The sequence below is a fragment of the Amycolatopsis sp. NPDC045836 genome, from assembly GCF_056431745.1.
In genome coordinates, this window is sequence record NZ_JBWKKF010000034.1 from 1 (window position 1) to 26438 (window position 26438).

Annotated in this window: 24 protein-coding genes; 15 read left to right on the forward strand and 9 right to left on the reverse strand. The window is 72.7% G+C overall.

What is annotated here, in order from left to right:
• Positions 1 to 534 precede the first annotated feature (534 nt).
• The 3 genes from AC07EG_RS37545 to AC07EG_RS37555 all read left to right on the forward strand — a co-directional run bounded on the left by AC07EG_RS37545 (position 535) and on the right by AC07EG_RS37555 (position 3351).
• Positions 535 to 762 (forward strand): transposase, encoded by a 228-nt coding sequence (locus tag AC07EG_RS37545; RefSeq protein WP_478258094.1) that lies wholly within the window; start codon positions 535 to 537, stop codon positions 760 to 762.
• A gap of 328 nt (positions 763 to 1090) precedes the next feature.
• Positions 1091 to 1894, forward strand: a complete 804-nt coding sequence (locus tag AC07EG_RS37550) for a hypothetical protein (RefSeq protein WP_478258033.1) — start codon at positions 1091 to 1093, stop codon at positions 1892 to 1894.
• Positions 1789 to 3351 (forward strand): PucR family transcriptional regulator, encoded by a 1563-nt coding sequence (locus AC07EG_RS37555; protein WP_478258034.1) that lies wholly within the window; start codon positions 1789 to 1791, stop codon positions 3349 to 3351. The genes AC07EG_RS37550 and AC07EG_RS37555 overlap by 106 nt, the downstream gene beginning before the upstream one ends.
• Before the next feature lie 123 nt (positions 3352 to 3474).
• Here AC07EG_RS37555 and AC07EG_RS37560 read toward each other — a convergent pair whose 3' ends face one another.
• Together AC07EG_RS37560 and AC07EG_RS37565 are read right to left on the reverse strand one after the other, a co-directional pair.
• Positions 3475 to 4260 carry an isocitrate lyase/PEP mutase family protein gene (locus AC07EG_RS37560; protein ID WP_478258035.1) on the reverse strand — a complete coding sequence of 262 codons (786 nt, stop codon included), beginning with the start codon at positions 4258 to 4260 and terminating at the stop codon, positions 3475 to 3477.
• Positions 4261 to 4354: 94 nt separating this feature from the next.
• Entirely contained in the window at positions 4355 to 5548 is a 1194-nt protein-coding gene (locus tag AC07EG_RS37565; RefSeq protein WP_478258036.1) for a cytochrome P450, read from the reverse strand.
• A 196-nt stretch (positions 5549 to 5744) separates the two neighbouring features.
• On the opposite strand from AC07EG_RS37565, the gene AC07EG_RS37570 reads away from it, so the two are divergent.
• The gene (locus tag AC07EG_RS37570; RefSeq protein ID WP_478258037.1) at positions 5745 to 6473 is read left to right on the forward strand and encodes a GbsR/MarR family transcriptional regulator; all 729 of its coding nucleotides are present in this window, start codon (positions 5745 to 5747) and stop codon (positions 6471 to 6473) included.
• 41 nt (positions 6474 to 6514) lie between these two features.
• Here the strand turns inward: AC07EG_RS37570 and AC07EG_RS37575 are convergent, their stop codons facing one another.
• Entirely contained in the window at positions 6515 to 9094 is a 2580-nt protein-coding gene (locus AC07EG_RS37575; RefSeq protein WP_478258038.1) for a helix-turn-helix transcriptional regulator, read from the reverse strand.
• 72 nt (positions 9095 to 9166) lie between these two features.
• Here AC07EG_RS37575 and AC07EG_RS37580 point away from each other — a divergent pair, with 72 nt between their 5' ends.
• The 4 genes from AC07EG_RS37580 to AC07EG_RS37595 all read left to right on the forward strand — a co-directional run bounded on the left by AC07EG_RS37580 (position 9167) and on the right by AC07EG_RS37595 (position 12311).
• Entirely contained in the window at positions 9167 to 10051 is an 885-nt protein-coding gene (locus tag AC07EG_RS37580; protein WP_478258039.1) for an MBL fold metallo-hydrolase, read from the forward strand.
• A complete protein-coding gene (locus AC07EG_RS37585; RefSeq protein WP_478258040.1) occupies positions 10042 to 11181 on the forward strand; it encodes a carboxylesterase/lipase family protein in 1140 nt (379 codons plus the stop codon). Before AC07EG_RS37580 ends, AC07EG_RS37585 begins: the two co-directional genes overlap by 10 nt.
• A gap of 81 nt (positions 11182 to 11262) precedes the next feature.
• Positions 11263 to 11532, forward strand: coding sequence for a glutaredoxin domain-containing protein (locus tag AC07EG_RS37590; protein WP_478258041.1), 270 nt, complete (start codon positions 11263 to 11265; stop codon positions 11530 to 11532).
• Between the two features lie 464 nt (positions 11533 to 11996).
• The gene (locus AC07EG_RS37595) at positions 11997 to 12311 is read left to right on the forward strand and encodes a hypothetical protein (RefSeq protein WP_478258042.1); all 315 of its coding nucleotides are present in this window, start codon (positions 11997 to 11999) and stop codon (positions 12309 to 12311) included.
• Positions 12312 to 12465: 154 nt separating this feature from the next.
• On the opposite strand, the gene AC07EG_RS37600 is transcribed toward AC07EG_RS37595, so the two are convergent.
• Positions 12466 to 14199: a pyruvate dehydrogenase gene (locus tag AC07EG_RS37600; protein ID WP_478258043.1), complete on the reverse strand. Its 1734-nt coding sequence runs from the start codon at positions 14197 to 14199 to the stop codon at positions 12466 to 12468.
• Positions 14200 to 14308: 109 nt separating this feature from the next.
• Between AC07EG_RS37600 and AC07EG_RS37605 the strand changes: the two genes are divergently transcribed.
• Positions 14309 to 15220: a LysR family transcriptional regulator gene (locus AC07EG_RS37605; RefSeq protein WP_478258044.1), complete on the forward strand. Its 912-nt coding sequence runs from the start codon at positions 14309 to 14311 to the stop codon at positions 15218 to 15220.
• A 3-nt stretch (positions 15221 to 15223) separates the two neighbouring features.
• On the opposite strand, the gene AC07EG_RS37610 is transcribed toward AC07EG_RS37605, so the two are convergent.
• The 3 genes from AC07EG_RS37610 to AC07EG_RS37620 are packed head-to-tail and all read right to left on the reverse strand — an operon-like array spanning position 15224 to position 18603.
• Positions 15224 to 15964, reverse strand: a complete 741-nt coding sequence (locus AC07EG_RS37610) for a succinate dehydrogenase/fumarate reductase iron-sulfur subunit (protein ID WP_478258045.1) — start codon at positions 15962 to 15964, stop codon at positions 15224 to 15226.
• The gene (locus AC07EG_RS37615; RefSeq protein WP_478258046.1) at positions 15961 to 17886 is read right to left on the reverse strand and encodes a fumarate reductase/succinate dehydrogenase flavoprotein subunit; all 1926 of its coding nucleotides are present in this window, start codon (positions 17884 to 17886) and stop codon (positions 15961 to 15963) included. Before AC07EG_RS37615 ends, AC07EG_RS37610 begins: the two co-directional genes overlap by 4 nt.
• Positions 17887 to 17889: 3 nt before the next feature.
• Positions 17890 to 18603, reverse strand: a complete 714-nt coding sequence (locus AC07EG_RS37620) for a succinate dehydrogenase cytochrome b subunit (protein ID WP_478258047.1) — start codon at positions 18601 to 18603, stop codon at positions 17890 to 17892.
• An 82-nt stretch (positions 18604 to 18685) separates the two neighbouring features.
• On the opposite strand from AC07EG_RS37620, the gene AC07EG_RS37625 reads away from it, so the two are divergent.
• From AC07EG_RS37625 to AC07EG_RS37650, 6 genes are all read left to right on the forward strand, one after another.
• On the forward strand, positions 18686 to 19618 hold the full coding sequence (locus AC07EG_RS37625; protein ID WP_478258048.1) for a LysR family transcriptional regulator: 933 nt from the start codon (positions 18686 to 18688) through the stop codon (positions 19616 to 19618).
• Positions 19619 to 19627: 9 nt separating this feature from the next.
• Positions 19628 to 20284, forward strand: a complete 657-nt coding sequence (locus AC07EG_RS37630) for a maleylpyruvate isomerase N-terminal domain-containing protein (RefSeq protein WP_478258049.1) — start codon at positions 19628 to 19630, stop codon at positions 20282 to 20284.
• Between the two features lie 317 nt (positions 20285 to 20601).
• Positions 20602 to 21747 (forward strand): galactonate dehydratase, encoded by a 1146-nt coding sequence (gene dgoD, locus AC07EG_RS37635; protein WP_478258050.1) that lies wholly within the window; start codon positions 20602 to 20604, stop codon positions 21745 to 21747.
• A 4-nt stretch (positions 21748 to 21751) separates the two neighbouring features.
• The gene (locus AC07EG_RS37640; protein ID WP_478258051.1) at positions 21752 to 22387 is read left to right on the forward strand and encodes a bifunctional 4-hydroxy-2-oxoglutarate aldolase/2-dehydro-3-deoxy-phosphogluconate aldolase; all 636 of its coding nucleotides are present in this window, start codon (positions 21752 to 21754) and stop codon (positions 22385 to 22387) included.
• Positions 22388 to 22451: 64 nt separating this feature from the next.
• On the forward strand, positions 22452 to 23732 hold the full coding sequence (locus AC07EG_RS37645) for an MFS transporter (protein WP_478258052.1): 1281 nt from the start codon (positions 22452 to 22454) through the stop codon (positions 23730 to 23732).
• A gap of 73 nt (positions 23733 to 23805) precedes the next feature.
• Positions 23806 to 25023: a GGDEF domain-containing protein gene (locus tag AC07EG_RS37650; RefSeq protein WP_478258053.1), complete on the forward strand. Its 1218-nt coding sequence runs from the start codon at positions 23806 to 23808 to the stop codon at positions 25021 to 25023.
• A 552-nt stretch (positions 25024 to 25575) separates the two neighbouring features.
• Here AC07EG_RS37650 and AC07EG_RS37655 read toward each other — a convergent pair.
• The gene (locus AC07EG_RS37655) at positions 25576 to 25971 is read right to left on the reverse strand and encodes a winged helix-turn-helix transcriptional regulator (RefSeq protein ID WP_478258054.1); all 396 of its coding nucleotides are present in this window, start codon (positions 25969 to 25971) and stop codon (positions 25576 to 25578) included.
• A 235-nt stretch (positions 25972 to 26206) separates the two neighbouring features.
• Positions 26207 to 26431: a hypothetical protein gene (locus AC07EG_RS37660; protein ID WP_478258055.1), complete on the reverse strand. Its 225-nt coding sequence runs from the start codon at positions 26429 to 26431 to the stop codon at positions 26207 to 26209.
• Positions 26432 to 26438 lie beyond the last annotated feature (7 nt).

The following is a 26438-nucleotide window of genomic DNA, read 5'->3' on the forward strand; positions in this document are numbered from 1 at the left end:
CGGTGCAGGTCCACCCCTGCTCGACGATCAACCGGGCGAGCCGCAATCGGGTGCGTGGGGTCAGGGTGGCGTTAGGGTGGGACACGAAGGCCTCCAGACGGTGAAGCGGTTCCTAGACAGCTCCACTTCACAACCGGAGGCCTTCACCTGTCTGCACGACAGGCCGCGCTTGGTCACCTCAATCCGGGACAACGTCCCTGGACATCACACCTAGGGGAGGTCACCGCTGGCTGGAACGCGGCGTCAGGGCTCGAGGCCCAGCCGCCACCGCGATTCCGATGGCCGCATTCATCACGATCGGGGTTCGCCGGCCGTCAAGCAACTGGTCGAACTGTTCTTGGCGCCGATCACTGTTCGTGAACACCACGCCCGCCGGAGACACCACCCAACAGGTCTGGTGGTTCGCGACCAGCCTGCCCCTGGTGGCGCTGGTCCTCGCCGCCGGAGGGCTCAACCTCACCTGGCACCACCGGAGACCTCGTGCCCAGCGTAACGGCAGCGGGGCGGGCCGATCTGACCGACGCGCAGTGGGAGATGCTGCAACCGCTGCTGCCGGTCGGGGCGAAGTCGGGCCGGCCGCCGCGATGGAGTGAACGGCAACTGATCGACGGGATCCGCTGGCGCGTACGGGTGGGTGCGCCCTGGCGTGACATCCCACCCGAGTACGGCCCGTGGCAGACGGTGTACGGATTGTTCCGCCGCTGGCAGCGCGGCGGGGCATCCTGCCGGCTCTGCAGGTCCGCGCTGACGCCGCGGGGTTGATCACCTGGACGTGAGCGTGGACGCCACGATCGCGCGAGTGCACCAGCATGCGGCCGGTGCGCGGAAAAGGGGGATCTGCAGGCCGAACCACCCAGCACCACCCCCGGGGCACCGAACCGGCCGATCGCGGCTTGGGCCGGTCACGGGGTGGGTGGACCACCAAGCTGCATCTGGCCTGCGAACAAGGCCGCAAGCCATTGGCGTTGCTGGTCACCGCGGGCCAGCGCGGCGGCAGCCCGCAATCCACGCGGGCCTCGAACCGCTTCGGCTGCCACTGCTGAACCAGATGCGCCTTGGCTTCGATGCCCTCGAGCGAGTCGAGTTCGTCGTGGCCGAGACGGCGGGTGCAGACCAGCGCTTCGCCGCCGGGCTCGTGCACGACCGGCTCGGCCAGCACTTCACCGACGGCCCGGAACGCTGGGCCAGGATCGACACCGGCGACATCGGGGCCCGCAGCACCCAGCGCGAGCCGGGGGAGGACGCCACCGAGGACGTGAACCTGAGCCTGGACAGCCGCCAGGCGCAGGCGGACCTGACCGCGAGCCTGCGCCAGGCGTTCGGCCGGACCAGGGCGGCACCGGCGCTGACCACCGGGCCGACGCTGTGCGAGCCCACCGGCAGCCCGGCGGCCTCCTGCCCGGCGTCCAGCGAGATCGGGCTGAACCTGCCGGAGCCGGTGCGCATCGGCGCCCCGCCCCGGCGTGGCCGCCCCGGTGGGCTGGGCGATTTCGCCGCGTTCGCGGAGGTGGCTTCGCGGTACACGCTGTCGGTGCAGCAGGGAGCCGGGCACGCGCTCGAAGGCCCGGCGGCGGCGCAGCGCACCGTTCGGGGCCGCCGAAGCGCGGGTGTGCGGCACGATCCATCCCTGACCGGCTCACCGGACCGGCGCTTCACCGAGTCCGCCGGTGCACGCGGCTCCGGTGGCGCGGGGGCCAGGCCGAAACGCGCCGTTCACCCCGGCGCCGTTTTTGTGGTTACCTCCGAAGGCGTGCGCTACTGGGAGGCCGACGGGAAGCGGAGGTGCGGGTGCGACTGGGAGCCCTGCTGGACACGCCCGAGCTGGGGCTCACCCTGCTCTACGGCCCGGACGCACGGGACCGCGAGCTCGCGCGCGTGTTCACCTCGACGCTGAGCGACCCCACCCGGTACCTGACCGGGGGCGAGCTGGTGCTGTGCGGGATGCGCTGGCTGCCCGGTCCCGAGGACGCCGACGCCTTCGTCACCACCCTGGTCCGGGCCGGGGTGGTGGCGCTGGGCGCGGGCACGGCCGAAGTGGACGGTCCGGTGCCGGAGCACGTGATCTCCTCGTGCCGCCGGGCGGACCTGCCGTTGTTCGAGGTACCGGTGTCGGTTTCGTTCGCGACGGTGAGCGAGCGCGTGATCCTCGGCCTGGCCGCCGAACGCGCGGGTGGGGCGGCCCAGTCCGGCCACTCGGCCCCGCTCGACCGGCACCGCCGCCTGCTCGCCGCGTTGACCGCCGGTGGCGGCCTGCCCGCGCTGGTCGAAGCGGGCGCCGCCGAGCTGGGGGCGGACTGCTGGGTGCTCAGCGCCACCGGCCGGGTGCTCGCCGGTACCTCGGACGCGCTCGGCGCCGGGCCGCGGGCCCAGCTGGCGCGGCGGTACCTGCAGGGGGAGCGGCTGCCGCGGGTGGTCGGCGGCCGCACCATGCTGGCCTCGGCCAGCCGGGCGGGTCACCGCTTGGGCGGCTGGTTCGCGGTGGTGGCGGGGGACCACGCGCGCTGGGACCCCGCGCGGCGCGAGGTGGCCGCCGAGTTCGCCGCGCTCGCCGGGCTGGAACGGTCCCGGCTGGACGACGCGAAGCGGATCGAAAACCGCGCCGCCGAACCGCTGCTGCGCCGGGTGTTGTCGGCCGAAGCCACCCAGGCGGACCTGACCTCGCGGCTGGCCGCCGCCGGATTCGCCGCCGGGGACCAGCTCCTGGTGCTTTCGGCCGGGGTCCGCGGCGGCGGGCCGGGCCTGGCACCGGTGATCCTCGACGAGGTGCTGGCCCCGTTCGGCGGCCCGGCCCTCATCGGCTCGCTGGAGCACGAGACGTTCGGCCTGCTGGCCGTGCCGGAGCCCGAAGACGGGCTGCTGGAGCGGATCCGCGAAGCCGTCGTGCTGGTGGAACCCGCGCTCGGCTCGGCGCGGCTGGCCGTCGGCATCAGCCGCGCGCCCGACGCCAAGGCCCTGCGGTCCACCGTGCACGAAGCCCGTCACGCCAGGAAGCTCGCCGAACTCGCCCCCGGCCGCGCTTCGGTGGTCGCCGGGGACGAGGTCGCCTCGCACCTGCTGCTGCTGGCCGCGGTGCCCGAGGAACTGCGGCGTTCGTTCGGCGCCAAGGTGCTCGGCCCGCTGCTGTCCTACGACGAGGCCCACGGCTCGGACCTGGTGCACACGCTGAAGGTCTTCCTGGAGAACTCGGGTTCCTGGACGCAGGCGGCGGCCGGGCTGCACCTGCACGTCAACACCCTGCGGTACCGGGTGAGCCGGATCGCCGAGCTGACCGGCCGGGACCTCACCCGCTTCTCCGACCGCGTGGACCTGTACCTGGCCGGCTGCTTCACCCGCGAATGGGGCTTGAGCTAGCGCCGGCACCCGGCCACCGGTGGTCCGCCGGTGCCCGCTGCCACCGTCCACAACGGACCACCGCGGCGCTCGCCCAGCCGGGCGCCCCCGCGCGCTGCTGAACCACGCGGGGGCGCTCCGGTTTCAGTTGAGCGGCCGGGTGCCTTCCGGGATGCCACCGCCGTCGCGCACGGCCTCGGTGAGTTCGGCCAGCGCGGTCAGCGCGACCCGCTGGGTGAGCGGGCCGTAGGAGATGCGGGCGACGCCGAGTTCGGTGAGGCGGTCCTGCGACGGCAGGCCGGGCAGGCCGATGACGGTCAGCCGCTGCGGGCCGAACGCCTCGGTCAGCGTGGTGATCTGCGCCTCGGAGAGCACCCCCGGCACGAAGACCACCGGCGCACCGGCGTCGAGGTAGGCCCTGCCGCGCCGCACGGCGTCGTCGAGCACCTCGGCCGGGTCGCGGTCGCCCGCCCGCAGGAACACGTCGGTGCGGGCGTTGAGCACGAAGTCCGGCACGCCCTCCTCGGCCGCCGCCCGCATGATCGCCTCGACCTGGGCGGTGGCTTCGCCGAGCGGCTTCACCCGGTCCTCGATGTTGGCACCGGCGACCCCGGCGCCGATGGCCCGGCGAACCGTTTCGGCGGCGTCGCCGTAGCCGCCTTCGAGGTCCGCGGACACCGGCAGCTCCGTCGCGGCCACGATCCGCGCGACCTCGTCGATCATCTCACCGACCGGGATGTTCTCGCCGTCCTCGTACCCGCGTGAGGCGGCGATCGAGTGGCTGGCCGTCGCGAGCGCGGTGGTGCCTTCGGTGCCGGCCACCACCTTCGCGCTGATCACGTCCCAGACGTTGACCACGCGCAGGAGCTGCGGTTCGCGGTGGAGGCGGAGCAGTTCGGCAGCCTTGGCCGCGACGTTGTTGCCGGTCATGTGACCTTCCCTGGGGTTCGGGGGAGTGGACTACGCCGTTGTCGGGATCATTGTCCGCCCCGCCGACCGCGGTCCCCCGCGCGGGATCGCCGGTTCACCAGGCGACGGGCAGGCTTTCGACGCCGTAGATGTTCTGGTGCGGCGGCCGCGGGGTGATCTCCTCCGGGGCGACGGCCAGCCGCAACCCGGGGAAGCGCCGGACCAGCGCCGGAAGGGCCACGCGCAGCTCCACCCGCGCCAGCTGCTGGCCGAGGCACTGGTGGATGCCGTGGGTGAAGGCCACGTGCCCGCTCGCCTCGCGCCGCAGGTCGAGGACGTCGGGATCGGCGTACTTGGCCGGGTCGCGGTTGGCGGCCTGCAGCGAGATGGTCACCGATTCCCCGGCCCTGATCAGCTCGCCGGCCACCTCCACGTCCTCCAGCGCGGTCCGCAGACTGGTGTGCGCGATGGTCAGGTACCGCAGCAGTTCCTCGACCGCGTTGTCCGCCAGTTCCGGCTCACCGCGCAGGGCGGCGAGCTGTTCGGGGTGGCTGAGCAGGGCGAAGGTGCCCAGCGCGATCATGTTCGCCGTGGTGTCCAGCCCGGCGCCGAGCAGGAAGGCGCCGAGGCCGGCGAGTTCTTCGTCGGTGAGGTCGCTGGTGGTCAGGTCGCCGAGCAGGTCGTCGGTGGGCTCGGCCCGCTTGGCCAGCACCAGGCCGTGGATGTATTCCTGCATTTCGGTGAAGGCGCCGAGGGTCACCTCGGGGCTCAGGTCCGGGTCGGTCATCCCCGCCACGAGGCGCTGGAAACCGGGGCGGTCGGCCGGCGGCACACCGAGCAGTTCGCAGATCATCACCGCGGGCACCGGCTGGGCGAACGCCTTGACCAGGTCCACCGGCGGGCCCTGCCGCGCCATCAATTCGAGGTGCGCTTCGGTGATCTCCGCGACCCGCTCGGTGAGCAGCCGCATCCGGCGGGTGGTGAACTTCCCGGTGAGCAGCCGGCGCAGGCGGGTGTGCTCGGGCGGGTCGATCCCGGTGAGGTCGCCCACCGGCGCCGGTGGCAGCGTCTCCAGCCCGGGCAGGGGGTAGTGCCCCAGTTCGTAGCGGGAGCTGAACCGGCGGTCCCCGAGGATCGCGCGCACCGCCGGGTAACCGGTGGCCAGCCAGCCGAGGTGACCGTCCGGATAGGACATCCGGGTCAGCGGCCGCTCGGCGCGCAGCCCGGCGAGAGCGGCCGGCGGGTCGAAGGGGCAGCCCTCGGTTCGGTGGACGGGCAGTTCCGGGACAACGGTTTCGGTGTGTTCCATGGCTCCTCGCATCAGTTCAGGATGCTTCGAACACTACGTTGCGTTCAGAATTCACTCAATAAGAATTGATTCGGTTCTCCGGAATATGCCTGGTTAATCGCCGGGAATCGGTGCGCGGACGGAAGGGGTAAACGCAACTTGTCGTTGCAATGGGCTGAGGTTGAACGCATACTGGTCCGGACTGGGGGAGGTTTCGATGCCAGGGGGCAGGCTGGACCGGCGGGACCGGCAGCAGATCGCGCGGTGGCTGGGGGAGGGGCGCAGCTACGCCGAGATCGCCCGGCGGCTGGAGCGGCCGACCTCGACGGTCACCAGGGAGATCGGCCGCAACGGCGGCCCGGCCGGGTACCGGGCGGAGGCGGCCCAGCGCGCCGCCGAACGCCGGGCGCGCCGCCGGAAACCGGAACCGCCCGCGCCGCCGCCCGCACCCGGTGACGCCTACGGCCGCGATCCCGCGGCGGTGTCCGGGTTCGAGGAGCGGTTCACCGGCGTGCTGGTGCTCACCGGGGTGCCGCGCATGCCCGCGCGCGTGCTGGCCTGCCTCTACACCACCGACAGCGGCAGCCTCACCGCCGCCGCGCTGGCCGGGCGGCTGCGGGTCAGCGCGGCGTCGATCTCCTCGGCCGTGCGGTACCTCGAGGACCAGGACCTGATCCGGCGGGAACGCGATCCCGGCCGCCGCCGCGACCGGTACGTCATCGACGACGACATCTGGTACCGGGCCCTGGTCGCCAGCATGCGGACGAACGCCATGCTGGCCGACACCGTCCGGCACGGCGCCGGGGTGCTCGGCGAGGCCACCCCCGCGGGCGCCCGGCTGGGCGAGCTCGGCCCCTTCCTCGACCGCGTCTCCGACGAACTGGTCAAAGCCGCCGGCCTCTGGCGACGGGCTCGAGCGGGGGAAGCCGGGGGTGACCGGCCCTGACCGCTACCGCCCCGCGAGCTGTGGGGGTGGCCGCCGGGTGGTCAACCCGCGTCGACCAGGTCGCGTAGTTGGGTGCGGGTGCTCACCCCGAGTTTCGGGAAGCTGCGGTACAGGTGCGAGCCGACCGTTCTGGGGGACAGGAACAGGCGTTCGCCGATCTCGCGGTTGCTCAGCCCCCGCGCGGCCAGCCGGATGATCTGCTGTTGCTGCGGGGTGAGCGCGGCCAGGCCGGCGGCGTCCGAACTCCCGGTGGCCTCGACCCCGGCGGCCCGCAGTTCGCCTTCGGTGCGGGTGATCCACGGCCGGGCCCCGAGGCGGCGGAAGGTTTCCAGCGCGGCCAGCAGTTTCGGGCGGGCGTCGGCGATGCGGCGCCGCCGTCGCAGCCATTCCGCGTGGTCCAGCAGGATCTGCGCCCGTTCGAACGGCCACTGCGCCCCGGCCGGGTCGGCCAGCGCGGCTTCGAAGTGGGGCTCGGCCGCCTCCGGGTCGAGCAGCGCGCGGGCCCGGTGGACCAAAGCGGTCATGCGCGGGGAAAGCGCGTCGCCGAGCAGTGCCGCGCAGCGGTCGACGACCTTCGCCGCTTCGGCCTCGTGGCCCGTGCGCACGGCGGCCGCGGCCAGTTCCGCCAGCCCGGCGAACGAACACGAGTAGTGCACGGGATCGCCGGATTCGGTGAACAGCAAGCGGAACTGCTCATACGCCGTGACGTGGTCGCCGTCGGCCACCGCGGCCATGCCGAGCGCCCACCGCGTGCGCACCGCCACCGCCCTGCTGCGCATCGGATCCACAGTGGACAGACCGGTCCCGGCCACCTCGCGGGCCCGTCCGGTGTCCCCGGACAGCGCCAGCGCGGCGGCTTCGAGTGAGCGCACCGCCGCGTCCAGGTGGGGCAGCCCCGCCCCGGCGGAGACGGCCCCGCTCGCGGCGAGCCGGGCCTGCGCCCAGAGGCCGTGGTCCAGGTACGCCCAGCCCGCCGAGCAGCCCAGCCCGGTCGGCAGCGCACCGCTGAGCCGCCAGCGGTGCAGTGCGTCATCGAAGATGCGCACGGCCGAGCCCACCTCGTCGAGCAGCCAGGCCATCGCGCCCAGCGACACCAGCCGCGCCGGATCGCCGCCCGCCCGTTCGACGAGCGCGGGCAGGGCAGCGGCCAGTTCCGCCCGCCGCGAGGTCGGGTCCAGCAACGCGAGCGTCCACGGGTCGTCCCCGGCGCGGGCCCGCACCGCCGCGCGGTGCGCTTCGTCGCCGGAGTAGAAGCTCGCGACGGAGGCCGACGCCGTGGCGATCCGGCTGAACTCCGGGGTCTCGGCCGCTCGCAGCAGCAGCGCGATCGCGGTGTCGTGCTCGGCGCTCAACGTCAGCACCTGGCCCACCCGCAGGGACGCCTGCGCCAGCAGCGCCGGGTCGCCGGTGCTCGCGATGGCCTTCGCCGCCAGTTGCTCGACCCACTGCGGTTGCCCGGTGTCGACCGCCGCGCCCGCGGCGGCCACCAGGCGGCGGGCGCGGTCGTGGCGGTCCGGGCTCAGCTCGGCCGCCCGTTCCAGCGCGGTGGCGGCCGCCGCGTAACCGGCGCGCCGCCGGGCCCGGTGCGCGGATTCCTCCAGAGCGGCCGCGATCTCCTCGTCGGGGGCGTCGGCCGCGGCGGCGAGGTGCCAGGCCCGGCGGTCCGGATCGTCGTCGAGCAGCGCGGCCAGGGTGCGGTGCGCTTCGCGGCGGTCGGCCAGCGGCGCGCGGTGGTAGATCGCCGACCGGACCAGCGGGTGCCGGAAGCGCACACCGCCCGCGAGGCGCAGCAGCCCGGCCCGCTCGGCGGGCGCGAGCGCGTCGGCGAGGCCGCCCGCCGCCCGGTCCTCGGCGGCGACCAGCAGCAACGCGGCCCGGGTCGCCTCGGGCAGGCAGTCCAGTTCGGCGGCGAACACCCGTTCCAGCCGTTCGGTCAGCGGCAGCAGCTCTCCGGTGTCACCGCCGGGGTGGTCCGCCTTGGCCAGTTCCACCAGCGCCAGCGGATTTCCGGCGGCCTGGTCGAGGATGCGCAGGCGGCGCCGCCCGGAAGGCGGGTCCGGCTGCTGGTCCAGCAGCGCGGCCGCGGCCCTGGCGTCGAGCGGCCCGAGCACCAGCGACGGGAACCCGCCGAACCCCGCGGTGTCCCGGGTGCCGGCGAGCACGGCCAGCGGATCGTCGTCGATGCGCCGCGCGGCGAACGCCAGTGCTTCGAGCGAACCGGGGTCGAGCCACTGGAGGTCGTCGGCGAGCACCAGCACCGGCGCGCGCCGCGCCAGCTCGGACAGCAGCGCCAGCAGGGAAACGCCGATGAGCAGCCGGTCGGTGTTCGGCTCGGTGCCCGCCTCCGCCAGCCCGATCGCCCCGAGCAGGGCGTCCCGCTGCCGTGGCGGCAGCTCGCCGAGCTCCGCCCGCAGCGGGCGCAGCAACTGGTGCAGTCCGGCGAAGGGCAGATTCGCCTCACCCGCCGCCCCGGTCATCCGCAGCAGCCTGCCCCGGTGCGCCGAAGCGGCCAGGTCGAGCAGCGTGCTCTTGCCCGCCCCCGGTTCCCCGGTCACGACCAGCACCCCGCTGCTCAGCCCGAGCACGGCGGCGCGTTCGTTCTCCCGCCCGGTGATGCCCACCCCGCGACTGTATCCGCGACTGCAGTCGGCTGACCGATACCGCCCGCGCCGCCCGCGCGGGAGGCTGGGGGCATGGACACGATCACCATCGGAAACGTCGAGATCACCCGCGTGGTCGAACTACCGGTGAGCGGCCTGCCGCGGCAGTTCATGTACCCGGACGTGCCGCTGGAGCGGTGGCGGGAGCACGAGGACTGGCTGGCACCCGGGTTCTTCGACCCGGTCGCCGACGAAGCCCGGTTCATGGTGCAGACCTGGCTGCTGCGCAGCGAAGGCCGGACCATCCTGATCGACACCGGCATCGGCAACGGCCGCGAACGCCCCTACATGCCGTTCTTCGCGCACCTGGACACGAACTTCCTCGGCGACCTGTCGGCGGTGGTGCGGCCGGAGGAGGTCGACGTGGTCATCTGCACGCACCTGCACGGCGATCACGTCGGCTGGAACACCCACCTGGTCGGCCGCGAGTGGCAGCCGACGTTCCCGAACGCCGAATACGTCATCGCGAAGGCCGACTTCGACTACTGGAACCCCGAGAACGAGCACAAGACCCGATCCGGCCGCGGCATGCAGAACGTCTTCGAGGACAGCGTCGCCCCGGTCCACCGGGCCGGGCAGACGGTGTTGTGGGAAGGCGAGCACCACGACGTCGACGCCAACCTCCGCATCGAGCCGATGCCGGGGCACACGCCCGGTTCGTCGGTGGTGAAGCTGGGCAGGGAAGCGGTGTTCGCCGGTGACCTGCTGCACAACCCGCTGCAGATCGCCGAGCCGGACTGCGGGCCGTGCTTCGACGAGGACGGGGCACAGGCCGCCGCCGCCCGCCGACGGCTGCTGGAATGGGCGGCGGACCACCACGCGCTGGTGGTGCCCGCGCACTTCGCCGGGGCGGGAGCGGCCGAGGTGCGGCGCGACGGCGGCAAGTTCGCGGTGAAGGAGTGGGCGGCGTGGCGGTGAAGGTGTTCCGCAACATCTCGTACGCGGCGCCACCGGTGGGCGCCGGGCGGTTCGCCGCGCCCGAGCCGGTGGACGGCGAGCCCCGTGCCGAGGGCCCGACCGCACCGGCCCCGCAGCGCCGGTTCGCCGTCGACCTGAGCCCGGTGATCGGCCACGGCTGGGTGCGCGGGGACGACTACCTCACGCTCAACGTCTGGACGCCGTCGGCCACCGGCCGGGCCCCGGTGATGGTCTTCGTGCACGGCGGCGGGTTCATCTCCGGCACGGGCCAGGCGCCGGTCTACGACGGCGGTGCGTTCGCCAGGGACGGCGTGGTGCTGGTCACGCTGAACTACCGGCTCGGCGCGCCGGGCTGGCTGGACCTGCCGGGCGCGCCGCGCAACCGCGGCCTGCTCGACGTGCTCGCCGCCCTGCGCTGGGTGCGGGCGCACATCGGGGCCTACGGCGGCGATCCGGACCAGGTCACCGTGTTCGGGCAGTCGGCGGGCGCGATGATCGTCAGCGCGCTCCTGGTCACGCCCGAAGCCGGGGGCCTGTTCCGCCGGGCGATCAGCCAGAGCGGCGGCCTGACCACGCTGACCAGCGCGCAGGCGGCCGAGACGACGCGGGAGCTGGCCGGCCTGCTGGGCGTCGAGCCGACGGTGGCGGCGTTCGCCGGAATCCCCGACGAACGGCTGGTCGAGGGCGTTTCCCGGCTCCGGCCCGGTGCCCGGCTGACGCCGTTCGGCGTGGTGCTCGACGAAACCGGCCCGCCGCACCCGGTCGACCTGCTGGTGGGCACCAATTCCGAGGAGTCGCGGCTGTACCGGTTGCCGGAGTACAGCGCCGACATCGACCGCATGTTCCGCGACGGCAGCGATCGCCTGCTGTCGCACTACGAGAAGGCGCACACCTACGAGTTCGACTGGCGGGGCGGGCCGTCCGGGGCCTGCCACACCGCCGAGCTGCCGTTCGTGTTCGACCGCACCGAGCTGCCGGAACTGCGGACGCCGGACGGGCTGCTCGGCCCCTCGGTGCCGGACGGGCTGGCCGCCGGGGTGCACGGCGCGTGGGTCCAGTTCGCCAGGACCGGGGATCCCGGGTGGACCGGGGAACGGCGGTTCACCGCCGGGGCTCGACCGGTGCGGTGATCGGGACTCGAGCCGCGGCCGACCGGGTGCGGCGGCCGCGGCAAGTACCGTGGGAGGCGATCCGGACCGGGAGGACTGCGCATGGAACCCATCTCCGCCATCGACCTGTACTGGCGGCCAGGCTGCCCGTTCTGCATGGACCTGATGGCCAGGCTGCGCCCCAGCGGCCTGCCGGTGCGGGAGTTCAACATCTGGGAGGACGGCGAGGCGGCGGCCCGCGTGCGCGCGGTGGCGAACGGCAACGAGATCGTGCCCACCGTCTTCATCGGCGACCTCAGCATGATCAACCCGACCTTCGAGCAACTCGAAGCCGCCGTCCGGGAACACGCGCCCCAGCTGCTGGCTTCCTGAACGCGCGTCATCCGGTCAGGTGAGCGCCGGGAGGCCGCCGCTGCCCTGGGACCGCCGGTCAGCGACGCGTGGATCGGCGGGTGCCTGGCTGAGCGGACCGGCACGGACCGGCAGGGCGCCTACCTGCGGGCGACCACGGCGGGGGATCGCTCGGCGTTCGGTGCCCTCGTCCGGGAGATGACCCCGCGGGTCGCACGTGGCCAGGGGGCAGGGGCTCGACCGGCACGCCGCGCAGGATGTGACGCAAGCGGTGTGGGCGGCGCTGGCCGCCCGCCTCGGCCAGCTCACCGAGCCCAGGTCGCTGGCTGCCTGGCTGATCACCACGACCCGTCGCGAGGTGTGGCGCCACCAGCGCGGACCGCGGGCGGAGCCGCTGTCGGACGAGCTGGCCGCGATCCTGGCCGACCCCCGTCCCACGCCGGAGGACGAGGTGCTGCGCGCGGAGCAGGAGCGGCGGATCTGGCGTGCCTTCGGCCGGTTGCCAGGAACTGCTCCGGTTGACCGTGCTCGCGGGCCGGGCCGACTACCGCGCCGTCGCCGAGGCCATGGCGATGCCGCGGGGCAGCATCGGGCCGACCGGGAGCCGCTGCCTCCGCAGCCTGCGCGACCTGCTCGCCGAGGAGGAGCCCGCGCCGTCCAGCGAAGAGGAACTGCCCGGGAAGCTGGACTCCCTGCTGGACAAGGCGGACCCGGTGCCAGCCGGGCTGGTCGGCCAGACGCTGGTCGCGGTGGGCCGCCAGCACGCCGACGCGGCGCACGAGCTGTTGTCGGCGGCGTAGGAGTGCGACAGCTTCGTCGCCCTCGCCGGGTCGATGCTGATGGTCAGGCACACCGACGAGTCGGGCCGGGTCCACGCCTTCGCGCAGACGCTGTCCGTGGCGCAGGTGCGCGCTCTCCCAGCGCAGCCGGCTGGACCGCCGTTCCTGAGCGGGGTCAGGGGCGCGGGGCGTTGCGGAGGTTGCTGCGCGCCAGGTCCAGCATCTTGCCGACCCCGCCGTTGAGCACGGTCTTGCTGGCGGCCAGCGCGAAACCGCGGACCATTTCGCCGGTGATCTTCGGGGGGATGGACAGGGCGTTCGGGTCGGTGACCAGTTCCACCAGCGACGGCCCCCGGTGCTCGAACGACTGCCGCAGCGCCTCGGCGATCCGCGCCGGGTCCTCCACCCGGATGGCGTGGATGCCGCACGCTTCGGCGATCGCGGCGAAGCTCACCGGCACCTGGTCCGTGCCGTGCGCGGGCAGCCCGTCGACCAGCATCTCCAGTTTCACCATGCCCAGGGTGGAGTTGTTGAACAGCACCACCTTCACCCCGATGTCCTCGGCGGAGAGCGTGAGCAGGTCACCCATCAGCATGGCCAGGCCGCCGTCGCCGGAGATGGAGACCACCTGGCGATCCGGCTGCGCCAGCTTCACGCCGATCGCGTGCGGCAGCGCGTTGGCCATGCTGCCGTGCCGGAACGAGCCGAGCACGCGGCGGCGGCCGTTCGGCGTCAGGTACCGCGCGGCCCACACGTTGCCCATGCCGGTGTCCACGGTGAACACCGCGTCGTCGTCGGCCAGTTCGTCCAGCACGTCGGCGGCGTACTCCGGGTGGATCGGCCGGTGGTGCTCGGCCCGGGTGGTGTAGGCGTCGACCACCTTCTCCAGCCGCCGCACGTGCTCGCGCAGCATCCGGTCGAGGAAGGAGCGGTCGGGGTTGCCGCGCAGCAGCGGCAGCACCGCCTTGATGGTCTCCTTGACGTCCCCGTGCAACGCCAGCTCCAGCGGCGTGCGGCGGCCGAGGTGCGCCGGGTCGATGTCGATCTGGATGGTCCCGGCCTGCGGCAGGAAGTTGTCGTACGGGAAGTCGGTGCCCAGCAGCACGACCCGGTCGGCGGCGTGCATCGCGTCGTAGCAGGCGCCGTAGCCGAGCAGGCCGCTCATGCCCACGTCGTACGGGTTGTCGTACTGGATCCACTCCTTGCCGCCGAGCGAGTGCCCGACCGGGGCGGACAGCTTCTCCGCCAGCGCCATCACCTCGTCGTGCGCGCCGGCCGCGCCCGCGCCGGCGAACAGCATCACCTTCTCGCCGGAGTCCAGCAGCCGCGCCAGCTCGGCGACCTGGTCCGCGGGCGGGATGGTGGGCGACGGCTTGACCAGCTGGACGCGCTCGACGCCGGGCACCGGCGCCTTGCGCTCGGACACGTCACCCGGGATGGTCAGCACCGAGACCCCGCCCTTGCCGACGGCGGTCTGCATGGCGATGCGCAGCAGCCGCGGCATCTGCTCGGGCTGCGAGACCAGTTCGCTGTAGTGGCTGCATTCGACGAACAGCCGGTCCGGATGGGTTTCCTGGAAGAAGCCGGTGCCGACCTGCGACGACGGGATGTGCGAGGCGATCGCCAGCACCGGCGCGCCACTGCGGTGGGCGTCGAACAGGCCGTTGATCAGGTGCAGGTTGCCCGGCCCGCAGCTGCCCGCGCACACCGCCAGCCTGCCGGTGACCTGGGCCTCCGCCGCGGCGGCGAAGGCGGCGGTCTCCTCGTGCCGGACGTGGACCCACTCGATGCCGTCGGTGCGGCGGACCGCGTCCACGATCGGGTTGAGGCTGTCGCCGACGATGCCGTAGATCCGCTCGACCCCGGCTTCGCGCAGCGTGCGCACCAGCTGTTCGGCCACCGTCGCCATGTTCCGACTCCTTGAAACCTCGTGGGCAGTACCCCCAGGTTTCCCCCGGCCGGAGCATGTGTCCAATGCCTGATCGGCAGTCGAACCATGCACTGGCAGTATGGGTGGGATGGAACTGCGAGTGCTGCGCCTGTTTCAGGAGGTCGCCGAGGGCGCGACGGTGACCGAAACGGCAACCCGGGCGAGGGTCACCCAACCGGCGTTGTCGCGGGCGTTGCAGCGGCTGGAGCGCGAGGTGGGCGCGGAGCTGTTCCAGCGCTCGGGCCGCGCGCTGCGCCTCACCCCGGCCGGTCGCGCGTTCAAGCAGCACGCCGACGCGGTGCTGGAGCACTACGACTCGGGGGTGCGGGCGGTCGGCGAACTGGTCGACCCGGAGACCGGCGTGGTGCCGCTGGCCTTCCTGCACACCCTGGGCACCTGGCTGGTGCCGCCGGTGCTGAGCGCCTTCCGCCGCCGCCACCCGCGGGTGCGGTTCGAGCTGCGTCAGCACGGCGAGGCCGGGCTCACCGCGGAACTGCTCGACGGCACCGCCGACCTGGTGCTCACCAGCGGCGACCCCGGGGACCCGCGGCTGACCTGGCAGCGGTTGCTGGTGCAGCCGCTGCGGGTGGCCGTGCCGCCGAACCACCGGCTCGCGCGGCGCAAGCAGGTGCGCCTCGCGGAACTCGACGGCGAGCCGTTCATCCTGCTGCGCAGGGGTTACGGGCTGCGGGCCACCACGGAGGCGTTGTGCGCCGAGGCCGGGTTCAGCCCGCTGGTCGGTTTCGAGGGGGACGAGGTGGAGACCCTGCGCGGGCTGGTCACGGCCGGGCTGGGCGTGTCGCTGCTGCCACTGCCGCACACCGCGATGTTCCCGCCCTCACCGGCCGAACACCCGGCGCCGCACCTGCGGGTGGCGGATGTGGTGTGTGCGCGGGACATCGGGCTGGCTCGGCTGGCGGGTCGTGAGTTGCCGCCGGTGAGCGAGTTGTTCCGGCGGCACGTGCTGGCTACCGCGCCCCGGGCGTTGCCGGAGGATTAGGCATCAGCGGCGCCGGGAGGCCCGCAGGAACTCGCGGTTCAGGCTGGCGATGCTGGTGAACGGAATGCCCTTGGGGCACGCGGCCACGCACTCGCCGACGTTGGTGCAGCCGCCGAAGTCCTCGGCGTCCATCGTCTCCACCATGTCCAGCACCCGCTGCTCCCGCTCCGGCCCGCCCTGCGGGAGCACGTTGAGGTGCGACACCTTCGCCGCGGTGAACAGCATCGCCGAACCGTTCGGGCAGGCCGCCACGCAGGCCCCGCAGCCGATGCAGGTGGCGTTGTCGAAGGCCAGGTCGGCGTCCGGCTTCGGCACCGGGGTGGCGTGGGCTTCCGGCGCGGAACCGGTGGGCGCGGTGACGTAGCCGCCGGAGCCGACGATCCGGTCGAACGCCGAGCGGTCCACCACCAGGTCCTTGACCACCGGGAAACCCTTGGCGCGCCAGGGTTCCACGTCGATCACGTCGCCGTCGCGGAAGGCTCGCATGTGCAGCTGGCAGGTGGTGGTCCGCTCGGGGCCGTGTGCCTCGCCGTTGATCACCACGCCGCACGAACCGCAGATGCCCTCACGGCAGTCGTGGTCGAAGGCGACCGGCTGCTCGCCCCGCTCGATCAGTTCCTCGTTGAGCACGTCCAGCATTTCCAGGAACGACATGTCCGGGCTGATGCCGTCGACCGGATAGGTGACCATACCGCCTTCGCGGTCCGGACCGGCTTGGCGCCAGATGCGCACGGTGAGCTTCACGTGTAACTCCGCTGGGTGGGGTGTACGTAGTCGAATTCGAGGGTTTCCTTGTGCAGCACCGGCTTGTCCTCGCCGTACTGCCACGCCGCGACGTAGCTGAACCGCTCGTCGTCGCGTTGTGCTTCGCCGTCGGGGGTCTGGTGCTCCTCCCGGAAGTGGCCACCGCAGGACTCTTCGCGGACCCACGCGTCGAGCAGCATCAGCTCGCCGAACTCCAGGAAGTCGGCCACCCGGCCGGCCTTCTCCAGTTCCTGGTTGAGTTCGGCACCGCTGCCGGGAATGCGCACGCGGCGCCAGAACTCCTCGCGCAGCGCCGGAATCCGGTCCAGCGCCTTGCGCAGACCGGCTTCGTTGCGCGCCATGCCGCAGTGGTCCCACATCAGCATGCCCAGTTCGCGGTGGAACGAGTCGACCGTGCGATCACCCTGGACCGCGAGCAGCCGGTCCAGCCGCGAGCGCACGCCGGACTCGACTTCGGCCACCGCGTCCGGGGCCACCGGTTCGAAGGTGCCGCTCGCCAGGTAGTCGTTGATCGCCGGTGGCAGCACGAAGTAACCGTCGGCCAGGCCCTGCATCAGCGCCGAGGCACCGAGGCGGTTGGCGCCGTGGTCGGAGAAGTTGGCCTCCCCGATGGCGAACAGCCCCGGCACGGTGGTCTGCAGGTCGTAGTCCACCCACAGCCCGCCCATCGTGTAGTGGATGGCCGGGTAGATGCGCATCGGCACCTGGTACGGGTTCTCCGCGGTGATGCGCTCGTACATGTCGAAGAGGTTGCCGTACTTGGCTTCGATCGCCGGGCGGCCGAGGCGTTCGATGGCGTCGGCGAAGTCGAGGTAGACCCCGAGCCCGCCGGGGCCGACGCCGAACCCCGCGTCGCACATGTTCTTCGCCGCCCGCGAGGCGATGTCCCGCGGCACCAGGTTGCCGAAGCTGGGGTACAGCCGTTCGAGGTAGTAGTCGCGTTCGGACTCCGGGATCTCGTGGGGCGGGCGGTCGTCCCCGGCCCGCTTCGGCACCCAGATCCGCCCGTCGTTGCGCAGCGATTCGCTCATCAGCGTCAGCTTCGACTGGTGCTCGCCGGACCGCGGGATGCAGGTGGGGTGGATCTGGGTGAAGCACGGGTTGGCCAGGTACGCACCGCGCTTGTGGGCCCGCCAGATCGCCGTGGCGTTGGAGCCCTTGGCGTTGGTGGACAGGTAGAACACGTTGCCGTACCCGCCGGTGGCCAGCACCACCGCGTCGGCCAGGTGGCTGGTCACCTCGCCGGTGAGCAGGTCGCGGGCGACGATGCCGCGGGCCCGGCCGCCGGTCACGATCAGGTCGAGCATCTCGGTGCGCGCGTGCATCTCCACGTTGCCGGCGTCGATCTGCCGCGACAGCGCCTGGTACGCCCCGAGCAGCAGCTGCTGCCCGGTCTGCCCGCGGGCGTAGAAGGTGCGCTGGACCTGCACCCCGCCGAACGACCGGGTGTCCAGCAGCCCGCCGTACTCGCGGGCGAACGGCACGCCCTGCGCCACGCACTGGTCGATGATCTGCCCGGAGACCTGCGCCAGCCGGTACACGTTGGACTCACGGGAGCGGAAGTCGCCGCCCTTGACGGTGTCGTAGAACAGCCGGTACACCGAATCGCCGTCGTTGCGGTAGTTCTTCGCCGCGTTGATCCCGCCCTGCGCGGCCACCGAGTGCGCGCGGCGCGGGGAGTCCTGGAAGCAGAACTGGATCACCTGGTAACCCTGCTCGGCCAGGGTGGCCCCGGCCGATCCGCCTGCCAGGCCGGTGCCGACCACGATCACCCGGTGCTTGCGCCGGTTCGCCGGGTTCACCAGCTTCGCGGCGAACCGGCGCTCGTCCCAGCGCCGCTCGATCGGCCCGGACGGGGCCTTGGTGTCGGAAATCGGGGCACCCACGGTGTATTCGGGCATGGCTCACTCCACCAATCCGGTCATCACGGCGATCGGGACCAGCAGGAAGCCCGCGGTGATGACGAACGCCAGCGCGGAGCCGGTCACCTTCAGCGCCCGCTGCCGCGCCGGGCGGTTCACGCCGAGGGTCTGCGCGGCGCTGAAGAAGCCGTGGTTGATGTGCAGGCCGACGAGGATCACCGGCACGAAGTAGACGAGGTTGATCCACCAGACCTGGAAGTTGGCCACCACGTTGTGGTACGGGTGGTGCGGCACGAAGTCGGTGTGCACCGCGCCCACGGTCAGGTCGAGGATGTGCCAGACCAGGTAGAGCGCGATGACCACGCCGCCCCAGCGCATGGTGCGGGTGGCGAAGGTGGCCTTCGGGCGCCTGCCGTGCACGTAGCGCACCGGCCGGGCCCGCCGGTCGCGGCGGGAGAGCTGCGCGGCGGCGGTGACGTGCGCCACCAGGGCGATCAGCAGCGCGATGCGCTGGAGCCACAGGTACCACTCGCGGTGCAGCACGGGTTCGCCGATGGTGCGCAGCCACGCGGAGTACGCGTCGAATTCGGCGGCGCCGAAGAAGATCTTCAGGTTGCCGGCCATGTGCGCCAGCAGGAAGGCGACCATGGCCAGTCCGGTGACCGCCATCACCACCTTCTTGCCGATGGTCGACCGCCAGAAGACCAGGAGCGCCGGGCGTTTTCGCGTCGCCGGCGACGCGGGTGCGAGTACCACGGAATCGACGGTAGGCCGGAAGTTGACCAGAGGGCGAACACATGTTGGCTCTGGTGACGATAGAGATGGCCTATGATGTGGTATGCAGTTCCAGCAGCTGGCCTACTTCGTCGCGGTCGCCGAGACGCGGCACTTCACCCAGGCCGCCGAGCAGATGCGGGTGGCGCAGCCCTCGTTGTCCCAGCAGGTGAAGGCCCTCGAACGCGACGTCGGCGCGACGCTGTTCCACCGCATCCGCGGCAACGTCACGCTCACCGAGGCGGGGGAGACGCTGCTGCCGATCGCCCGCCGCGTCCTCGCCGAGGTCGACGCGGCCTACCGCGCGGTGCGCGAACTCGACGAGCTGGGGCGCGGCCGGGTGCGGTTCGGGGCCACGCCGAGCCTGTGCACCGGCGTGCTGCCGCGCCTGCTGGCCACCTTCCGCGGCAAGTACCCCGGCATCGAACTCGTGCTGCAGGAAGGCGGTTCGCGGGACCTGCAGGCGGCGCTTTCGGAGGGCGCGCTCGACCTGGCGATGATCGTCGACTCGCGGGTGCACGACGACCACCGGCTGTCCACCGTGCCGTTGTTCGTCGAGGAACTGGTGGTGATCTCACCGAAGGACGCGCCGGCGCCGGTGCCGGGGTCGCGGATGAAGATCCGGGAACTGCGCGGGCAGCCGCTGGTGATGTTCCGCCGCGGGTACGACCTGCGCGAGGCGACCGTGGAAGCCTGCCGCGCCGAGGGTTTCGAACCGGATTTCGCGATCGAAGGCGGCGAAATGGACGCCGTGCTGGAATTCGTCCGGGCCGGGATCGGACTGGCGGTGGTGCCGGGCACCGTGGTCGGCGACCGGTTCCGCATCACCCGGTTCGCCGGACCCGGGCTCACCCGCACGGTGCGGCTGGCCTACCGGCGTGACGTGGAACCGTCGCGGGCGGTGCGCGCGCTGCGGGACGCCGTGCCGCGCCTGCTGTACCAGGCGACCGCGGCGACCACCGGCGAAACGCTGACGCGGATCATCCAGCTGGGCTAGGTTTTCCCCGTGGATCTCTTCTCGCAGTCCTGGTCGGCGTTGCGCGCCGCGGTCGCCGGCCTCACCGACGAGGAGTTCGCCCAGCCGTCCGGCTGCGCGGGCTGGCTCGTCCGGGATCTGGTGTGCCACTTGGTGATCGACGCGCAGGACGTGCTGATCACCCTGGTCACCCCCGCCGACGCCGAGCCGACCCGCGACGCGGTCGGCTACTGGCGGGTCAGCCGGACCCCGCCCGCCGGCGACGACCCGCTCGACGCGCTGATCGTCCGGCTGGCCGCCGCGTACGGGGACCCCGGCCTGCTCAAGTTCCACCTCGACGACGTCGGCTCGGCCGCCGGGCGGGCCGCGGAGCTGGCCGACCGGTCGATGCGGGTGAGCACCCAGGACATGGTGCTCACCGCGGGGGACTACCTGTCCGCCTACGTCCTGGAATGGACGCTGCACCACCTGGACCTGATCGCGCACCTGCCGGACGCGGCCGGCCCGCCCGCCGAGTGCGTCGCCCGGACCCGCGCCATGCTGGAGGAAATCGCCGGAACCCCGTTCCCCGCTTCCTTCACCGACAAGGACGCCTTGCTCATCGGCACCGGCAGGCGCACCCCGGACGAGACCGAACGAGCCGCTCTGGGCGATCTGGCCGAGAAACTGCCATTCGTCCTCGGGTGATCCTGCGGTTGCACAGACCGCACCCGGTTCCCGCCGACCGCGGTGGCACGGTCAGTCAGCCAGGCAGGGTGCGTAGGTGAAACGCGGGTCGGCGACGGCGGGCTCGTCGGTCAGGCCGAGCACGATCCCTTGCCGTGCAGCGCTTCCGGAACCGCGAGCACCACCAGCCACCGGAAGGTGAGGTAGGCGTCCTCGGCGGCGGTGGCGAACAACAGTTGGTGGCAACGGAAAGCACGGAGATCGCGACCGGCGCGCCGACGCGGCGGTTTGCCTATCCTGTGTTTTCACAGTGTTGCCGCCGTGCGGGAGGAGACCGCGTGAAGATCACCACCGTGGAGACGTTCCTGGTGCCGCCGCGGTGGCTGTTCTGCCGCATCGGCACCGACGAAGGCGTTGTCGGCTGGGGAGAACCGGTGGTGGAAGGGCGCGCGGGCACCGTGCGGGCCGCGGTGGGGGAACTGAGCGAACTGCTCATCGGCCAGGACCCCCGGCGCGTCGAGGACCTGTGGCAGCAGTTGACGAAGGGCAGCTTCTACCGCGGTGGCCCGGTGCTCTCCAGTGCCGTCGCGGGCATCGACCAGGCGCTCTGGGACATCCTCGGCAAGTCGCTCGGCGTGCCGGTGCACCAGTTGCTCGGCGGCGCGGTCCGCGACCGGGTCCGCGTCTACGGCTGGATCGGCGGTGACGAACCGGCCGCCGTCGCCGAGGCCGCCGCCGCGCAGCTCGACGCCGGGCTGACCGCGGTGAAGATGAACGCCTGCGGCCGGATCGGCCGCATCCCCGGCCGGGACGAAACCCGCGCGGTGGTCGACCGGCTGGCCGCGGTGCGCGAGGTGCTCGGGGAGGAGAACGACGTCGCCGTCGACTTCCACGGCCGGTTCACCGCGGCGGGTGCCCGCCGGGTCATCCCGGAACTGGCCGGGCTGCACCCGCTGTTCGTCGAGGAACCGGTGCTGCCCGAGTACCCGCACCGGCTGGCGGACGTGGTCGCGGCCAGCCCGGTGCCGATCGCCTGCGGGGAGCGGCTGTTCTCCCGCACCGACTTCCTGCCCGTGCTCACCGCCGGGGTGGCCGTGGTGCAGCCCGACCTGTCGCACGCCGGTGGCATCTCGGAGGTGCGGCGCATCGCCTCGCTCGCCGAAACCTTCGACGCCCTGCTCGCCCCGCACTGCCCGCTCGGCCCGCTCGCGCTCGCCGCGAGCCTGCAGGTGGCCTTCGCCACACCGAACTTCCTCATCCAGGAGCAGAGCATCGGCATCCACTACAACCGGGGGGCGGAACTGCTCGACTACCTGCTCGACCCGGCGCCGTTCGCCTTCCGCGACGGCTGCGTCCACCGCTGGACGGCGCCGGGGCTGGGCATCGACATCGACGAGGACGCGGTCCGCCGGGCGGACGCCACCGGGCACCGGTGGCGCTCGCCGGTGTGGCGGCACCCCGACGGCTCGTTCGCGGAATGGTGAGGACATGCTGGACCCGCTGACCGAACACCGGCTGCTGGCGATCATCCGGGGCAGCGACCCGGTGGCCGCCGAGCGCGCCGCGCTCACCCTGGTCGACGCCGGGGTGCGGCTCCTGGAGGTCTCGCTCACCTCCGCCGGTGCGCTGACCGTGCTGGAGAACGTCGCGGCGAAAGCCGGTGGCGCGGCGATCGGCGCCGGAACCGTGCTCACCGCCGAGGACGCGCGGCGGGCCAGGGACGCCGGGGCCGCCTACGCGGTTACCCCGGCCCTGGGCGAGGGCGTGACCGCGGCGGTCGAGCTGGGCCTGCCGGTGCTGGCCGGGGCGATGACCCCGACCGAGGTGCAGGCCGCGCACCGGGCGGGCGCCACCGCGGTGAAGCTGTTCCCGGCCGAACACCTGGGGCCCGCCTACGTCTCCGCCCTTCGCGGGCCGTTCCCGGAACTGGCACTTGTGCCCGTCGGCGGGGTCGGCCTGGACGACGTGCCGAAGTACCTGGAAGCCGGTGCCGTGGCCGTCGGGGTGGGCGGTCCGCTGACCGGGGATGCCTGCGACGGCGGTGACCTGGCCGCCCTGCGGCGGCGGGCCGCCGGGTTCCTGGCTGCTGCGAGCCGGCGCCAGTCCGAGCAGCGGGGTGTATAACGACCAATACAGCGCCGCTCTGCAGTCGGTTATCGTAGTTGACCGGGTACGGAGAGGCAGGGACATGACCGGACGCCGGGCACTGAGCGCGCCGTTGCGGGTGCACGAGTTCCGCGCGCTCTGGGCCGCCGAACTGCTGTCGGTGGCCGGGGACCAGCTCGCCAGGGTCGCGCTGGCGGTGCTGGTCTTCGACCGCACCTCCTCGGCGGCGTTGACCGCGCTCACCTACGCGCTGACCTTCGTGCCCTCGGTGCTCGGCGGGTTCCTGCTCTCCGGCCTGGCCGACCGGCTCCCCCGGCGGGCGGTGCTGGTGGTGACCGACTGCCTGCGCGCGGGCCTGGCGATGCTGATGGCGGTGCCCGGCCTGCCGCTGCCGGTGCTGTGGGCCTGCGTCGCCCTGCTCAGCGTGGCCGCCGGGCCGGTCAAGGCCGCGGCCATGGCGCTGCTGCCGCGGATCGTGCCGGGGGAGCAGTACGCGCAGGCGCTCGCGCTGCGGCAGGTGACCGGGCAGGGTGCGCAGCTCGCCGGGTTCGCCGGTGGCGGGGCGCTGCTGGCCGTGCTCGAACCCCACCTCGCGCTCGGGCTGAACGGGCTGACCTTCCTGCTCAGCGCGCTCCTCATCCGGGCCGGGGTGCGGCACCGGCCGGCGGCTGCGGCGACCGTCTCCGGGAGCGGGACCGGGACGGCCGATCGCCGCAAGCTGGTCACCCTGTACGCCCTGGTGTCGCTGGTGGGGTTGTACGTGGTCCCGGAGGGGCTCGCCGCGCCGTACGCGGACGGCCTGGGTGCCGCCGCGGTCGGCGTCGGCCTGCTGCTGGCCGCCGATCCGCTGGGCAGTGTGGCCGGAGCCTGGCTGACCGCGCGGTTCCGGGTGCCCGCGTCGCCGGGCGCCGCGGCCGGGCTCGCCGTGGCGGGCGGGGTGCCGCTGGTGCTGTGCGAATTCGCCCCCGGCCTGGTGCTGTCGGTGTTGTGCTGGGCCGCGTCGGGTGTTTTCTCGACGGCGTACCTGCTCCAGACTCAGGAGATGGTGGTGGAAGCGGTGCCGGACCACCGGCTGGGTACGGTGATGGGGCGGATGGCGACGGTCCTCTACTGCTCACAGGGGGTAGCCGTGCTGGCCGCCGGACTGGCCGCCGACGCCGCCGGGCCGTTCCGGGTGATCGCCGCCGCGGGGCTGCTCGCGGTGGTGCTCGCGACGGTGCTCGGAATCGGGCGGGCCCGCCCCCGCGACGGGAGCGGACCCGATTCCGATCTCACGGCTCACCAGTCTTTGTTACCCATGGCGGGGACCTCCTCACAGCGAATGGACTGCCGGGACGCAAGCGCACTCAGTATGAAGGTTTGAGGTTCACCGGATGACTGATCAGTCAGTTGCTGCTTCACCGGGGAAAAGGCCCGGAAAGTGGAAGGTGTGGTCATTGCCGCGCCCGGTGCTCGGTTATGTGCTGGGCGTGGAAGCGGTGGCGGTTTCGCTTGTCGCGATCAGCCTTTTCCGCCCGTTCGGCGGCACGGCCGGAGCCGGGCTGGCCGCCGTGCTGGTGGCGCTCGGCGTGGTGTCCGCCGAGGTGACCCGCGGGGTGGAGCGCCTGCGGCGCCAGTTCGCCGACGCCCCGCACGTCAACATGACCTCGGTCTGGACCATGGCCGCGGCACTGCTCGTGCCACCGGCACTGGCCGCTTCGGTGACCGTCGTGCTGTACCTGCACCTGTGGTGGCGGAGCTGGCGCCGGGTCGCCGGAATGCAGGTGTTCCGGGTGGTGTTCAGCGCCTGCGTGGTGATCTTGTCGTGCACCGCGGTCGCTTTTCTGTCCACCGTTTTGCCCGGCGGCGGAATTGCCGGTGCGGCGCGGCCGGAAGGGCTGCTTCCGCTCATCGCGATCATCGCCGTTTACTGGCTGGTGAATTCCACTCTGGTGGCCGCGGTGATCTTTTTGTCGCGCGGGGAACGGTCACCGGCGCGATTGGCGGGCGCGTGGAGCGAGAACAGCCTCGAGGTGGCTACGCTCTGTGTCGGTGTGCTGGTCGCGGCGCTGGTGCTGTGGCGGCCGTGGCTGGTCGTGCTGGTGCTGCCGCCGCTGTACGTGCTGCACCGCAGCGTGCTGGTGCGCCAGCTGGAGTACGCGGCCACCACCGACCACAAGACCGGGCTGCTCAACGCGTCCAGCTGGCACAGCCTGGCGGCCACCGAGTTCGAGCGGGCGCGGCGGAACGGCACGCAGATCAGCGTGCTGATGGTGGATCTCGACCACTTCAAGCACGTCAACGACGAACTCGGGCACCTGGTGGGCGATCAGGTGCTGCGCGCGGTCGCCGACCTGATGCGCGCCGAGGTCCGGCGGTACGACCTGTGCGGCCGCTTCGGCGGTGAGGAGTTCGTGGTGCTGCTGCCGGAGACGGGGGTGCGGGCGGCGGCCGAGGTCGCCGAGCGCATCCGGGTGGCCATCCGGGAACACCGGATGGACGAGGCGGTGGTGGGCGCCCGGGCGTCCCGGCTGCGGCTGACCGTCTCGATCGGCGCGGCGGCTTGCCCGCAGGCGGGGGAGACGGTGGAGGACGTCCTGCTCGCGGCGGACAACGCGTTGTTCGCGGCGAAGAGTGCGGGGCGGGACAAGGTGCTTTCGGTGGGGTTGGGTTGATTGCCCTCGGGGTCCCACCCCGGTTTTCCAGTGTGACCACGGCGAGGGTGAGCTGGTCAAGGCGGGAAAGGATGCCTTGACCAGCTCACCCTCCGCCGTGTCTTGGGCTTTGGGGTGGGGCTGGGTGGTGATGGGGGCGGTGGGGTGTCCGGCTGGTGGTTGGTTGGCTGGTGGTGATGGGCGTGGTGGGGTGTCCGGCTGGTGGTTGGTCGGCTGGTGGCGGTGGGTTGGGTGGTGGCGGTGGGTTGGGTGGGGTACCGGCCGGCGGTTGGTGGGGAGGCGGTGATGGGGGTTGGTGGGATGTCTGGCTGCCTGTTGGCGGGGAGGGCGGGGTAAGTGCCTGGCTGCTGGTTGGGTCGCCGACGGTGGTGGGTGCCTGGCTACCGGTGCTGGGTCGCCGGTGGGAGGTCGGGGCTGGCTACCTGTTCGGGGCGCCGATGGCGAGTGAGCAGTTCGGCGGTCGGTTTCGGGGTGCCGAAGGGAGCGGGGGTGGGGCGCGGGGTCCCTGGCGCGGCGGGGAGAGCGGTCGTGGTCTCCGAGCGGCGGAGTGGGTCAGATGTTCAGGCTGCGCAGAGCAGCGGCGTCGGCGCCGGAGTCGCTGTATTCGTGTGCCCATTCCAGTAGGGGGCGCACGGCGCGCAGCAGGGCCCGGCCCTTCGGGGTGAGGCGGTACCAGACCGAGCTGAAGTTGCCGGTGCCCCCGCGTCGTTCGATCAGGTCGTGCTCGCGGGCGCGGCGCAGGGTGTCGGTCAGCACGCGGTCCGACAGCGGGCGGCGGGTGGCGTCGCCGGCCGAGCGTTGTTCGTTGTCGTTGATGGTGGTGAGCAGGTCGGTGTACTGCGTCTCCCGCAGCGCGAGCGTGGCCAGCACCGCGATAGTCCACCGCCCTCGGATCACCGCGACGGCGTCGTTGAGCCGCTGCTGGTAAGAGACGTCGAACTCGGCCACGGACTCAGCTAACACGATGGGTGGCACCGGCCGCTGCCCGGTGGCCGCCAAACGGGTGAGAAGCGGCCCACTGAGCCTTCCCTCAGTGGGCGCCTTACCTTCCCCTCAGCCGGTCGGCACCCGGTATGCCGGTAACCGGCGCCAGGAGCGGACTGCCTGGCGACGCAAGGAACGGCGGCGGCCGGATGTCGTCAAGCCGGGGGGCGCAGGCATCCGGTCGGCCGCCGTTCGGCGGTCAGCTGCCCGAGGGTTCCGCCCGCCGCTCGAGGCCCGCGGCGATCTGCCGGGCCAGCGTGGCCAGGTCGTCCTGCAGCTGGTCGAGGTCCCTGGCGTGCTCGTCGAGCCGCTCGCCGTGCTGGGCGAGCTGGCGGCTGTACTGGCCGATGCGCGTTCGCAGGCCGTCCAGTGACTCGGCGGGCGCGGACGGCTCAGGCGGGGGCTGGGCGTCCGGGTGGCTCATGAGCGGG